General features: G+C 73.6%; 9 protein-coding genes and 1 pseudogene. 9 read left to right on the plus strand and 1 reads right to left on the minus strand.

Features of this window, described 5'->3' with window-relative positions; genetic code table 11:
• Window positions 1-209 precede the first annotated feature (209 nt).
• The 7 genes and pseudogenes from GR130_RS05685 (at window position 210) to GR130_RS05715 (ending at window position 7,988) form a co-directional block, all read left to right on the plus strand.
• Window positions 210-1,097, plus strand: a complete 888-nt coding sequence (locus GR130_RS05685; RefSeq protein WP_159503687.1) for a Cgl0159 family (beta/alpha)8-fold protein — start codon at window positions 210-212, stop codon at window positions 1,095-1,097.
• 188 nt (window positions 1,098-1,285) lie between these two features.
• A complete protein-coding gene (gene iolB / locus GR130_RS05690; RefSeq protein ID WP_159503688.1) occupies window positions 1,286-2,383 on the plus strand; it encodes a 5-deoxy-glucuronate isomerase in 1,098 nt (365 codons plus the stop codon).
• Entirely contained in the window at window positions 2,380-4,326 is a 1,947-nt protein-coding gene (gene iolD, locus GR130_RS05695; protein ID WP_159503689.1) for a 3D-(3,5/4)-trihydroxycyclohexane-1,2-dione acylhydrolase (decyclizing), read from the plus strand. Before iolB ends, iolD begins: the two co-directional genes overlap by 4 nt.
• A 38-nt stretch (window positions 4,327-4,364) precedes the next feature.
• Window positions 4,365-5,858: a CoA-acylating methylmalonate-semialdehyde dehydrogenase gene (locus GR130_RS05700; RefSeq protein WP_159503690.1), complete on the plus strand. Its 1,494-nt coding sequence runs from the start codon at window positions 4,365-4,367 to the stop codon at window positions 5,856-5,858.
• Window positions 5,859-5,996: 138 nt separating this feature from the next.
• Window positions 5,997-7,118, plus strand: a complete 1,122-nt coding sequence (locus GR130_RS05705; RefSeq protein ID WP_159503691.1) for a hypothetical protein — start codon at window positions 5,997-5,999, stop codon at window positions 7,116-7,118.
• Between the two features lie 76 nt (window positions 7,119-7,194).
• Window positions 7,195-7,416, plus strand: a pseudogene (locus GR130_RS40285) (ABC transporter permease); the annotation flags it as partial.
• Between the two features lie 119 nt (window positions 7,417-7,535).
• Window positions 7,536-7,988: a hypothetical protein gene (locus GR130_RS05715; protein WP_159503692.1), complete on the plus strand. Its 453-nt coding sequence runs from the start codon at window positions 7,536-7,538 to the stop codon at window positions 7,986-7,988.
• A gap of 101 nt (window positions 7,989-8,089) precedes the next feature.
• Here GR130_RS05715 and GR130_RS05720 read toward each other — a convergent pair whose 3' ends face one another.
• A complete protein-coding gene (locus GR130_RS05720; RefSeq protein ID WP_159503693.1) occupies window positions 8,090-9,109 on the minus strand; it encodes an alpha/beta hydrolase in 1,020 nt (339 codons plus the stop codon).
• A 353-nt stretch (window positions 9,110-9,462) separates the two neighbouring features.
• Between GR130_RS05720 and GR130_RS05725 the strand changes: the two genes are divergently transcribed.
• The gene (locus GR130_RS05725) at window positions 9,463-11,586 is read left to right on the plus strand and encodes an FUSC family protein (protein ID WP_159503694.1); all 2,124 of its coding nucleotides are present in this window, start codon (window positions 9,463-9,465) and stop codon (window positions 11,584-11,586) included.
• Between the two features lie 148 nt (window positions 11,587-11,734).
• Entirely contained in the window at window positions 11,735-12,862 is a 1,128-nt protein-coding gene (locus GR130_RS05730) for a rod shape-determining protein (RefSeq protein WP_159503695.1), read from the plus strand.
• Window positions 12,863-12,969: the final 107 nt, after the last annotated feature.

A 12,969-nucleotide genomic window follows, 5' to 3' on the forward strand; every position in this document is an offset into this window, starting at 1 on the left:
TCGTCCGCCCGCGGCCCCGTCGTCCGGTCGTCCGCCGTCCCGCCCCGGGGCGAGGGCCCGCCCCGTCCGTCGCCCCGGTCCGAGGCTCCCGGCCCACGCCGCCTCACCCCTCGCGCCTCCCCCTCCCCGCCTCTGTGGGGCCTCCCGCTCCGCCCCGGCCCGGTCCGTCCCGCCGCCCCACCCCCACCCTCAAGAAGGTGAGTTGAGCCTTGACCCCTCGGATCAGTGACCTCGCGACGCTGCGGGCCCGGCATCCCGAAGCCGTTGCGGAGGCCGCCGCCCGCCGTACGCGCCGTCCGTTGCTGGGCGACAGCGGCCGACTGATGATCGTCGCCGCCGACCACCCGGCCCGGGGCGCGCTCGCCGTCGGAGACCGCCAACTGGCCATGGCCAACCGCCTCGACCTGCTCGAACGGCTGGTCCTGGCGCTGTCCCGGCCCGGGGTGGACGGGGTGCTGGCGACCGCCGACATCCTGGAGGACCTGCTGCTGCTCGGCGCCCTCGAAGGCAAGGTCGTCATGGGCTCCATGAACCGCGGCGGTATCGCGGGCGCCGCCTTCGAGATGGACGACCGGTTCACCGGGCACCGTCCCCAGGACATCGCGCGGCTGTGCTTCGACGCCGGCAAGCTGCTGCTGCGCATCGACTACGACGATCCCGGATCGCTGACCACTCTGGAGAGCACCGCTCGCGCCATCGACGCGATGGCCGAACGCGAACTGCCCGTCTTCGTCGAGCCGTTCCTCTCCCGCCGGATAGACGGCCGGGTCCACAACGACCTGAGCCCCGAGGCCGTCACCCGCTCCGTGGCCATCGCCTCCGGCCTCGGCGGCACCTCCGCCTACACCTGGCTCAAGCTTCCGGTCACCGACGACCCCGACGCGATGGCCCGGGTCTGCGAGACCTCCACCTTGCCCGCCGTCCTCTTGGGCGGCGACATCGGCGGGACCGTGCGGGACCAGGAAGCCGCGTACGAGAAGTGGCGCAAGGCGCTGCGGCTGCCGACCGTGCACGGGCTGGTCGTCGGCCGTTCGCTCCTCTATCCGGCGGACGGCGATGTGGCGGCGGCGGTCGACACGGCGGTGGGGCTGCTCTAGGCCCGGGCCGGGCCCGTGTCCGGTGCCGCGGCACCGTGCCACGACCGCGTCGCGCCGCCCCCGGGCCGTCCGGCACGTCCCCCGCGCCGCCCGGCGCGCCGCCCCTCGCGCGGTGTGGCGACCGCTCCGCCCCGCCCCGCACGGCGCCGAAACCTTCACTGTCAGTGGCGAGTAGGAGACTTGTTGTCATGAGTGCTGAGATCACAGATTCCCGCACCGCGGGCGGTTCCGGCAGTTCCGGTGGGGCCGGCGGTTCCGGTGGGTCCGGCGAGCCTCGGGAGCCCGGTGTGCCCTCCGGGCTCCCGGTGTCCGGGGCCGCCCCCGCCTCCCGGGCCGTCCCCCCGGCCGCCTCCGGTTTCCACATCCCGGCGGGCCGCGGCGCCGACGGTCCGTACGCCCTCGACATCAGCCCCGAGAAGGCCGGTTGGGGGTATTGCTCGCTGCGGATCCTCGACCTGCCGCCGGGTGGGCATCACTCCTTCGCCACCGGTGACAGCGAGTGGATCGTGCTGCCGCTCTCCGGCGGCTGCACGGTCGTGACGGACGGTCCCGACGCGGGGAACTGCGAAGACGCGGCACGTTCCGCTTCCGCGGACGCGGTGAGCTGTGAACTGGCCGGCCGGGAGAGCGTGTTCAGCGGGGTGACGGACTTCGCGTACGTACCGCGGGATGCGCGGGTGCGGATCACCAGCGGCGCCGGCGGGCGGTTCGCGCTCACTGGGGCGCGCTGCGAGCGCCGGCTGCCGGCCCGCTACGGTGCCGCGTCCGACGTCCCGGTGGAGCTGCGGGGCACCGGCAGCTGCTCGCGGCAGGTCAACAACTTCGCCGCGGCGGACGTGTTCGCGTGCGACCGGCTGATCGCCGTGGAAGTGCTCACCCCCGGGGGCAACTGGTCGTCGTATCCGCCGCACAAGCACGACGAGTGCCGTCCGGGGGAGGAGGCCGAGCTGGAGGAGATCTACTACTTCGAGATCGCCGCCGCCCACGGGACGCAGGGGCTCGGCTATCAGCGTGTGACGCCGTCCGGGCGCGGTCGCGGCACGGACGTCCTCGCCGAGGTCCGCGGCGGAGACGCGGTGCTGATTCCCGACGGGTGGCACGGCCCGTCCATCGCCGCCCCCGGGCACGACATGTACTACCTCAACGTCATGGCGGGGCCCGGGGAGACCCGTGAGTGGCTGATCTGCGACCACCCCGATCACGGCTGGATCCGCGGTACGTGGCCGGACCAGCCCGTCGACCCCCGCCTCCCCTTCTACCAAGCACCCGCAGGAGACCCCCGATGAGCGACCGGACGACGACCGACCCGGACACCGCCCCGGCGGGCACCCGTCATCTGACGGTCGCCCAGGCCCTGGTCGAGTTCCTGGCCCACCAGTACACCGAGCGGGACGGCCGCCGGCACCGCCTGATCAGCGCCTGCTGGGGCATCTTCGGGCACGGCAACGTCGCCGGTGTCGGGCAGGCGCTGCTGGAGTCCGGCAGCGCGGCGCCCGAGGGGGCGGGCGGCGGGACCCCGAAACTGCCGTATCTCCAGGGGCGGAACGAACAGGCCATGGTGCACGCGGCCGTCGGCTACGCCCGGCAGTGCGACCGGCTCTCCGCGCAGGCCGTGACCACCTCCATCGGGCCCGGGGCCACCAACCTCGTCACGGGCGCCGCGCTCGCCACCGTGAACCGCCTCCCGGTGCTGCTGCTGCCCGGCGACGTGTTCGCCACCCGCCCCGCCGATCCGGTCCTCCAGCAGCTCGAAGTGCCGTCCGCGGGCGATGTGTCGGTCAATGACGCGCTGCGCCCCGTCTCCCGCTATTTCGACCGGGTCACCCGGCCCGAGGCGCTGATCCCGGCCGCCCTCCAGGCGATGCGGGTGCTCGCCGACCCCGTGGAGACCGGGGCGGTCACCCTGGCCCTGCCGCAGGACGTGCAGGCCGAGGCGTACGACTGGCCGGAGGAGTTCTTCGCCGACCGGGTCTGGCGGGTCCCGCGGCCCGCCCCGGACGCCGCCGCGCTCGACGCCGCGGTGCGCGCCGTCCGGGAGGCCCGCCGGCCGCTGGTCATCGTGGGCGGCGGGGTGCACCACAGCGAGGCGGAGGACGCGCTCCGGGCGTTCGCCGAAGCGACCGGCATCCCGGTGGCGTCCACCCAGGCGGGCAAGGGGTCGCTGCGCCACGACCATCCGGCCGATGTCGGCGGGATCGGGCACACGGGCACCGCGACCGCCGACGCGCTGGCCCGCCGGGCCGACCTGGTCATCGGCGTCGGTACGCGGTACACGGACTTCACCACCGCCTCGGCGACGCTCTTCGCCGAGCCCGGCGTCCGCTTCGTCAACCTCAACATCGCCGCCTTCGATTCCCACAAGCTCGGTGCCCTCGCCCTGGTCGCCGACGCCCGCGCCGGACTCGAAGCGCTCACCGGCGCGCTGTCCGGCCACCGCGTCGACGCGGCGTACGCGGCGGAGTACGGGGCGGCGAAGGCGGACTGGGAGCGCCGGGTGGATGCCGCGTACGGGGCCGGGGACCCGTCCGCGCGGCCGTCCCAGACGCAGGTCCTGGGGGCGCTGGACGCGCTCGTCGACGACTCCGACATCGTGATCAACGCGGCCGGTTCGCTCCCCGGCGACCTGCACAAACTCTGGCGCGCCCGGTCCCGCCGGCAGTACCACCTCGAATACGGCTACTCCTGCATGGGCTATGAGATCCCGGCCGCGATCGGGGTGCGGATGGCCGCTCCCGACCGCCCGGTGTGGGCGCTCGTCGGCGACGGTACATACCTGATGAACCCCACCGAAATCGTCACCGCGGTGCAGGAGGGCATCAACATCACCATCGTCCTCATCCAGAACCACGGCTACGCCTCCATCGGCGGCCTCTCCCAGGAGATCGGCGGCGAGCGCTTCGGCACCGACTACCGCTTCCGCGCCGCGGACGGCACGTATACGGGCGAGCCGCTGCCCGTCGACCTCGCCGCCAACGCCGCCTCTCTGGGCATGCGGGTGCTGCGCGCCGACACGGTCGCCGAGCTGCGTGCCGCGCTCGCCGAGGCGCGTGGCGCGAAAGCGCCCACATGTGTCTATGTCGAGACCGGAACGACTGACACTGTGCCGGGCGCGCCGCCTGCCCAAGCCTGGTGGGATGTACCCGTTGCCGAGACCGCGACGCGTCCGGCGGCGGTCGCCGCCCGGAAGGCGTACGACCGGCAGGCCGCCGCCCGCCGCCGCCACCTCTGACATCCGCTCGCTGCCGCACCGTACGAAAGGCCCCTCGCATGAAGACCATCAACCACTGGATCGGCGGGAAGCCCGTCGAGGGCGTCTCCGGCAACTTCGGCCCGGTCTACAACCCGGCCACCGGCGCCCAGGAGAAGCAGGTCGCCTTCGCGACCGCCGACGAGGTCGACGCCGCGGTCCGCGCCGCCCGGGAGGCGTTCCGGACCTGGGGCGTCAGTTCCCTGGCCAGCCGCACCGCCGTGCTGTTCAAGTACCGCGAGCTGATCGACGCGCACCGCGACGAGATCGCCCGGCTGATCACCGCCGAGCACGGCAAGGTGCACTCGGACGCGCTCGGCGAGGTCGCCCGCGGCTTGGAGATCGTCGAGCTGGCCTGCGGTATCCCGGAGAAGCTCAAGGGCGAGCTGTCCACCCAGGTCTCCACCCGGGTGGACGTGGCCGCGATCCGGCAGCCCCTCGGTGTCGTGGCCGGCATCACGCCGTTCAACTTCCCGGCCATGGTGCCGATGTGGATGTTCCCGATCGCCGTCGCCTGCGGCAACACCTTCGTCCTCAAGCCGAGCGAGAAGGTGCCCAGCGCCGCGTTCAAGCTCGCCGAGCTGGCCGCCGAGGCGGGCCTGCCCGACGGCGTGCTGAACGTCGTCAACGGCGACAAGGTGGCCGTCGACGCCCTGCTGGAGCACCCGGACGTCGCCGCGGTCTCGTTCGTCGGCTCCACCCCCATCGCCCGCTACATCCACACCACCGGCACCGCCAACGGCAAGCGCGTCCAGGCGCTGGGCGGCGCCAAGAACCACATGCTGGTCCTCCCGGACGCCGACCTCGACCTGGCCGCCGACTCCGCGATCAACGCCGCGTACGGCTCGGCCGGCGAGCGCTGCATGGCGGTCTCCGTCGTGGTCGCCGTCGGCGACACCGCCGACCCGCTGATCGGCAAGATCAAGGAGCGCGCCGGCAAGCTGCGCATCGGCCCCGGCGACGACCCGGCCTCGGAGATGGGCCCGCTGATCACCAAGGCGCACCGCGACAAGGTCGCCTCGTACGTCACGGGTGCCGCGGCCCAGGGCGCCGACGTCGTCATCGACGGCACCGGCCACACCGTGAAGGGCTACGAGGACGGCCACTGGATCGGCATCTCGCTGCTCGACCACGTCACCCCGGAGATGGACGCCTACCGCGACGAGATCTTCGGCCCGGTCCTCTCGGTGGTCCGTGTGGAGACGTACGAGGACGCCATCGAGCTGATGAACTCCTCGCCGTGGGGCAACGGCACCGCGATCTTCACCCGGGACGGCGGCGCGGCCCGCCGCTTCCAGCTGGAGGTCGAGGCCGGCATGGTCGGGGTGAACGTGCCGATCCCGGTCCCGGTGGGCTACCACTCCTTCGGCGGCTGGAAGGACTCGCTCTTCGGCGACCACCACATCTACGGCAACGACGGCGTGCACTTCTACACCCGCGGCAAGGTCGTCACCACCCGCTGGCCCGACCCGTCCGACGGCGGTATCAACCTGGGCTTCCCGCGCAACCACTGACGGACCACCGGACCGGTCCCGCGCCGGCCGTCCCCCGGGGCGGTCGGGCGCGGGACCGCGGGTCCAGGGGAGAGACCCCCAAGGGTGCGTTGCTACGGTGCTCTCCGCGTCACGGCACCAACACCACCGGGGGATGACATGCCACGCAGTACCGCGCTCGCCAAGGGCGCACGGATCACGGGCGGGCTCTTGTGCCTGCTGTTCTTCCTGTTCAGCGCGTACTGGCTGGCGGTCGACATCGGCCAGTTCGGCGTCGTGGGGGTCTGGGACAGCTGGACCGGGCCCGGTGCGCCCGGCACCAACGAGGTCAGCAACCCCGTCCAACTGGGCGTTCTGCTGCTTCAGTTGACGGCCGCCCTCGCGGCCTTCGCGGGCCGCCGGGCGGCCGGCGGGCTGCTGGCCGTCGCCACCACCCTCACCTTCGCCACCGCCCTCCAAGCCCTGGTGAGCGTCGGCAGCCACACCTCCGACGACCGCTGGTTCGTGCACGCCGACACCGGCGCCTCGACCTTCAAGGGCGTCTTCCTCAGCAGCCTGGCGCTGTTCCCGCTGTCCGTGGTCGCCGGCATCGTGCTGCTGGCCGGGATGCGCTCCTGGCCGCGACGGACGCCGAGCGAACCGCCGGCGCGGCCGGCCGGGCCGGCGGGGGTGATCGGCGGACTGCTGCTCGGCGCGATGGCGCTGGGCTATGTGGTGTGGCAGGTCTACATGCTGGTGCAGGGCGGCGGCCGCACCTCGTTCGCCGTGCTCTACCTGGGCAGGGGCATCCTCAGCTCGCTGCTGTCCCTGGCCCCCGGCTGGTACGCCGTCGTCTTCTTCCTCCTCACCGCGATCGCCGGCCTCAACGGCCTCATCCGGGGCACCGCGGCCCGTGGCCTGTCCTTCGGGCTGGCCATCGCGCTGCTGCCCAACGCCGTGCTGACGGTCATCGCGTTCGCCAACCAGGGCACCCTCTTCACACTCGACGCCACCCTGCCGGGCCTGAGCATCATCGCCGACGCCCAGCTGCTGCTGGACCTGCTCGGCTCGCTGGCCCTGTGCGCCCTGATGGCGCGCGGCGAACCGGTCGCCCCCGGCTGGCAGCCGCCGGCCCCGATGGGGTTCGCCGCCCCCGGCTACGTACCGCAGGGCCCCGCCGCCGTGCCGCCGGCCGGCTGGCAGCAGCCCGGGCCGCCGCCGATGCCGCCGTCCGGCGGCCCGCTCATGCCGCCCGGCAACCCGCCGCCCCCGCAGGGCGGTTACGGCCCGCCGGCGTACTGACCTGCGGCGGCGCCCAGCGCGAGCCCCCGGGGGACCGGTGCCGCCGCGGGGCCCGTACGACGGATGCGGTACGCGGCCGGCCGGGGGCGAGCTGCCCGCGGGGGACGCGGTGGCGCGGCCGGCGGTGGTGGTCGGCTATGCCTTCGTCAGCCAACTGGTCACCGCGGCACCGGCGTTCCGGCTGCCGGCGGTGACCGACGCGCCGCTGGGCGCGGTCGGCGGCGCCGTCGGGCCGACCGTCGTCGGCAACGTCCTCGACCAGGTCACCGCGCTGGGCGGCTGGCGTGATGTGCTGCCGTGCGGTGCCGTTCACCGCGGGGCCGGGCCGGCGAACAGATGTCCCGTTTGCCCGGCGGTGCAACCCTTCACCGGGAGCGGATGTCTACGGATGCACACGCCGGAAATGGGGGACCTACTGTGTTCCGTACCGCTTCGCGCCGCATCGCCGCCGCAGCCGCCTGTGTCGCGACCCTCGGCCTGCCCCTCGCCGCATCCGCATCCGCATCCGCGCCGTCCGCCGCGGCCACCGTCCGCGGCGCCCCCGGCGGCCGCCGCACCGCCGCCGAGATCCACCGCTTCCTCACCGCCTTCTACGGCCCTCACGGCCCCGGCCCGTACCAGCGCGCGCACCAGGTATCCGACCACCTCAAGGACCGCGCCGCCCACACCGAGGGCTACGACCTGCTGCTCTGCGCCCAGAACACCCCGCGGGCGATCTCCGTGGGGAGGGTGACCACGGCCAGGTCCGCGGGCGTGGGGTGGGCGACCGTCACCACCCACTGGGACGGCGGGCGCCGCGCCACCTTCACCGCGTACGTGGGCCTGGCCTCCCGCCCGATCACGCTGCAGGACGTCGACTGCGTGCCGTGAGCCCGCGGCGCACCGCACGGGCGGGCGCCCGCCGCACGCGAAAGGGGCAGCCACCGCGACCGGTCCCGGTCGCCGTGGCCGCCCCGCGCCAGGCCGCCGTGCTAGGAGGTCGGCCCCTGCATGTGCGCGCTCACCCACTGCATCGTGCCCATGCCCAGGCCCTGGACGTAGGTCGCGCCGCTGTGCGTGCCGTTCGGCACGATCTGGAAGCGCGTCTTCACCGGGCCGTGGCCGTACTGCGCGATGAATTTGCGGACCTTCGGCAGGATGGTGTTCTCCTTGGAGCCGTCCTGGAAGGCGAGGTAGACGTCGGGTCCGCCGCGGGCGATCAGCCGGTGGGCCAGGACCTCGGGGTTGTTCTCGCGCTCCGCCGCGGCGTGGCCGTTCCACAGCGGGGAGTCCGGGACGATGTCCGGGCCGTTGGGGATCGCGACCTTGAAGTCGTTGGGGTTCTGGAGCACATTCTTCAGCGCCGAGAAGCCACCCGACGAGGAGCCCATGATGCACCAGGCGTCGCGGGTCTTGAGGGTGCGGAAGTTCTCCCGGACGAGCTCGGGCACGTCCTTGCTGAGCCAGGTGCCGATCTTCGGCTGGCCGGGGATGTCACTGCCGTCGTAGTACTGCTTGTCGTTCGGGTTGAGCACCGGCATCACGACGATGAACGGGAGGCTCTTGCCGGCCTTGGACCAGGAGGCCAGGCTCTCCTCCAGCTTGAGGTCGGAGCCGATCCAGTAGTTCACCGGGTAGCCGTAGGCTCCGGGCAGGGCCTCCATGACCGGGAAGCCCTTGTTCGCGTTCTTCTTGTCGTAGTACTCCGGCGGCGCCCAGACCCACACCTTTCCGGTGAAACCAGACTTCTTGCCGTGGTAGGTGGTCACGGCTATAGGAGTGTTGTCGCCGGCCCCGCCGACCTTGCTCGTCTCCTGGAAGTTGATCGGGTGGGTGGGTTGCTGCACGATCCCCTTGCTCGACGGCTCGGTCTGCATGGCAGCGCCCGGCTTCGGCCCGCCAAACCGGACGGGCTGGTTCTGGGAGTCGTCGCTCGAGCCGCAGCCTGCCGTCGTTCCGAGTACGGTCAGGGCGATCAACGCGATCACCGGCTTGAAAAGGGATTTACGCACGGGGCCTTCTCCTTGGCGGACGGGCCGGGAGATGTCCCGACCGGCCAACAAGAGGGGACGGGACGGGAACTGGTTTCCCCTTCGGCGTGTCAGCTTGCTCGCACCTTCCCCGCCCGAATCCCGGTACCCGCCTCTGACCTGTGGTGTTTACGCTCAGCTGAGATCGGGTTTACCGTGATTTTCCAGGTGGGAGCGCAACGCCGACCCCGAAATCGGTCCCCGCGCGCCCTCCAGCGTGCACCCTGGACACCCGTATGCGCTGCCGCTCACCCCCCTGCGCTCCGCCGACCGGGTGGAAAAGCCCCCGGCAGGACACGCCGTCACCCCAGGTCCCGGACCGTATCCTCGACGCCATGACCTGGTCGCGTGCGCTGAAGGAAGCCGCCCGCTCCGGGCTGGCCGTCGAGCGCGCCAAACTGACCCCGCTGATCGCGGTCCGCGGCGCCGCCGGCGTGGCCCTCGTCATCGGCCTGTGCCTGTGGCGCGGCAGCCCGGAACTGGCGGTCTCCTCCGCCTTCGGCGCCTTCTCCTCGGGCATCGTCACCTTCCAGCGCAGCATGCGCCCCCGCCCGGTCCTGGCGCTCGCCGTCGCCGGCGCGCTGGCGGTCTCCACCTTCCTCGGCTACCTGGCCGCCTCCCACGTCGTCGCCTTCGTCCTGCTGCTCACCGGCTGGACGCTGCTGGCCGGCATGGCCTGGGCGATCGGGCCGGTCTCCGGGCTGGCCGGCACCCAGACCGTGGCGATCATGCTGGTGACCGTCACCCTCCCGACCTCCGTCCCGGGAGCCCTCCAGCACGCCGCCCTGATCTTCTTCGGCGGCCTCGTCCAGGCCGCCCTCATCGTCGCCTTCCCGGTACGCCCCTGGGGCACCCAGCGCGACGCCCTCGCCGACGCGCTCGCCGCCGAGGCCGACTACGCCCGCCGGCTGCGCCAGGACCCGGTGGCCCCCTTCGACCCCGCGCCCCTCATGGACGCCCGGCTCGCCTCCACCGTCACGCCCCGCCAGGCCAGGCGCCGCCCCGTGCAGCTGCACGGCCCCCGCGGCCTCGCCGAACGCGTCCGCCCGGTCCTCGCCTCGCTCGCCGACCCGGTCGTCGGCGCCCCCCTGGACGGACCCGAACGCGACCGCGCCCGCGAACTGCTGGGCGCCGCCGCCACCGTCCTGGACGCCGTCGCGCACGCCGTCCGGCACGCCAGGCCGGTCCGGCTGCCGCCCGAGGCGGTGGCCGCCCTCGAAGTCCCCGCCACCGGCCCGATGCTCCACGGCCCCGCCCGCCGCGCCGCCTACCGCCTGATCTCCCTCCTGGCCGACGCCGTCGAACTCACCGACGAGCCCGTCCAGGCCACCCGCCCCACCACCGAAGCCGAACGCGGCCACCTGCTCCGCCCCAGCGTCCCCAAGCTCGTCCCCGTCGCCCTGCGGTCCGTGCGCCGCGAGGCGCGCTGGTCCTCGCACGTCCTCCGGCACGCGCTGCGGGTCGCCGCGGTCGCCGCCGCCGGCTATCTGCTGGGCACCGCCCTCCCGTTCGGCCACGGATACTGGGCGCCGCTCACCTCCGTCATGGTGATGCGCCCCGACTTCGCCCAGACCTACTCCCGCGGCTTCGCCCGCTTCGCCGGCACCCTCGTCGGCGTCGCCGTCGGCGGCGCCCTGATGGCGCTCACCCACCCCGGCGCCTCCGTCAGCGCCGCGCTGGCCGTGTTCTGCGTGTTCCTGATGTACCTGCTGATGCGCACCGGCTTCACGGTGACCTCGGCCTGCGTCGCCGCCTACGTCGTCTTCCTCCTCGGCATCATCGGCGAGGGCTGGCAGCAGACCGTCGAGGGACGCGTCGTGCTCACCCTCGTCGGCGGACTGCTCGCGATGCTGTCGTACGCCCTCTTCCCGGCCTGGGAGACCCCCCGGCTCCGCGACCGCCTCGCCGACTGGCTGACGGCCAACGGCCGTTACGCCCGCGCCGTCCTCGACGGCTACGGCCGGCCTGCCGAGCGCCGCCCCCGCCAGGTCCGCGAGGCCCTCCTGGACGCCCGTGCCGCCCGCGCCTCCTGGGAGGAGAGCGCGGCCCGCGCCGAGAAGGAGCCGGTACGCCACCGCGGCCTGTCGCCCGGCGCGGCGAACGCCGCGGGCGCCGCGCTCGCCACGATGGGGCGGGTCACGATGATCGGGGAGGCCCACCTCCCCGCCAAGGACGCCGAACCCTCGCCCGGCGCCGCCGCGTTCGCCGCCGCGCTGCGCCCCGCCCTGGACGGCGCCGCCCGGGCGGTACGCGACGGCGCACCCCTCGACTGGAGCGGACCGCACGCCGCCTGGGAGCGGTGGAACGCCGAGGGCGGCCACGAAGGCGTCGCCGTACGCGCCGCCGAACTGCTGCTGGACGCCCTCGACGACCTCGCCGAGGCGCTCTCCGGCGGTTCCGGTGGCTCCGGCGGCCCGAACGGCACGGCCCGCGCAGCCCCCGGCGGCGGCCGGCACTGACCCCGCCGCGACAGCTTCCCCACGTCCCTGCAGGAACCATTCACCGTCCCCAGTAGTCTAGATAATTGCCCGCAATTAGCGTCATTGGTAGGCCAATGACGCTCTCTGCTGCGCAATGTCCTCCCGAGAGAGAGCAAGCGAACTCCCCATGGCGTCCAGCACTTCGTCCGGTACGTACGACATAGGCATCGACCTCGGCACCGCCAACACCCTCGTCTACGCCCGCGGCAAGGGCGTGGTGCTGAACGAACCGTCCGTGGTGGCCGTCAACGCCACCGGCGAGATCATCGCCGTCGGCTCCGAGGCCAAACGCACCATCGGCCGCACGCCCTCCGGGATCACCGCGATGCGCCCCCTGCGGGAGGGCGTCATCGCGGACTTCGACGCCGCCGAGCAGATGCTGCGCGCCCTGATGAAGAAGGCCCTGCCCAGCCGCCGCTTCTCCCGGCCCCGGGTCGTCATCTGCGTCCCCTCCGGCATCACGGGCGTCGAACGGCGCGCGGTCATCGACTCCGCGCGCGGCGCCGGCGCCCGCGAAGTCCACCTCATAGAGGAGCCGATGGCCGCCGCGATCGGCGCGGGCCTCCCGGTGGACGAGCCCGTCGGCTGCATGGTGGTCGACATCGGCGGCGGCACCACGGAGGTCGCCGTCGTCTCCATGGGCGGACTGGTCACCGCCCAGTCCGTACGGGTCGCCGGGGACGCGCTGGACGCCGCCATCTCCACCTACATCAAGAAGGAGCACGGCCTGGCCATCGGCGAGCGCACCGCCGAGGACATCAAGATCGCCATCGGTTCCGCGGCCTGGACGCCGGCGGACGGCCACGCCGAGGCTGCCGCCGCGTACCCGGAGGACGCCGCGGACGCCGACGGTCCGGACGCCGTATCGGACCGCCCCACCTCCTACACGGTCCGCGGGCGCGACCACCTCAGCGGCCTGCCCCGCATCCAGGAGATCACCGCCGAGGAGATCCGCGGCGCCCTGGCCGAACCGGTCGACGCCATCGTCCGCGCCGTCCACCGCACCCTCGACGAATGCCCGCCGGAGCTCTCCGGCGACATCATCGAACGCGGCATCGCCCTCACCGGCGGCGGCGCGCTCCTGCGCGGCCTCGACCGCCGCCTCCGCCTGGAAACGGGCGTGCCGGTGGTGGTCGCCGACGCGCCCCTGGACTGCGTGGTCAACGGCACCGCCAAGTGCGTCGACGAATTCGCCGCCCTGCACGGCCTCCTGACGGGCGCGAAGGACCAGCCCCGCAAGACGGTGCGGCTGTAGCGGGGCGCGGCCCGGCGTACGCCCGGGAGGGCGGGCGCCGGTTGCCGGCGGTGGCAGGGCGCCCGGCGCCTGGTCCCTTCCGGCCTGCGGGGCCGGGCCCGGGCCCG

This window comes from Streptomyces sp. GS7 (genome assembly GCF_009834125.1).
GTDB lineage: Bacteria > Actinomycetota > Actinomycetes > Streptomycetales > Streptomycetaceae > Streptomyces.

Bases quoted from the DNA above. Each gene is read 5' to 3' on its own strand.
- iolB (WP_159503688.1), top strand. From the start codon at position 1,286: ATGAGTGCTGAGATCACAGATTCCCGCACCGCGGGCGGTTCCGGCAGT.
- iolD (WP_159503689.1), top strand. From the start codon at position 2,380: ATGAGCGACCGGACGACGACCGACCCGGACACCGCCCCGGCGGGCACC.
- GR130_RS05700 (WP_159503690.1), top strand. From the start codon at position 4,365: ATGAAGACCATCAACCACTGGATCGGCGGGAAGCCCGTCGAGGGCGTC.
- GR130_RS05705 (WP_159503691.1), top strand. From the start codon at position 5,997: ATGCCACGCAGTACCGCGCTCGCCAAGGGCGCACGGATCACGGGCGGG.
- GR130_RS05725 (WP_159503694.1), top strand. From the start codon at position 9,463: ATGACCTGGTCGCGTGCGCTGAAGGAAGCCGCCCGCTCCGGGCTGGCC.
- GR130_RS05730 (WP_159503695.1), top strand. From the start codon at position 11,735: ATGGCGTCCAGCACTTCGTCCGGTACGTACGACATAGGCATCGACCTC.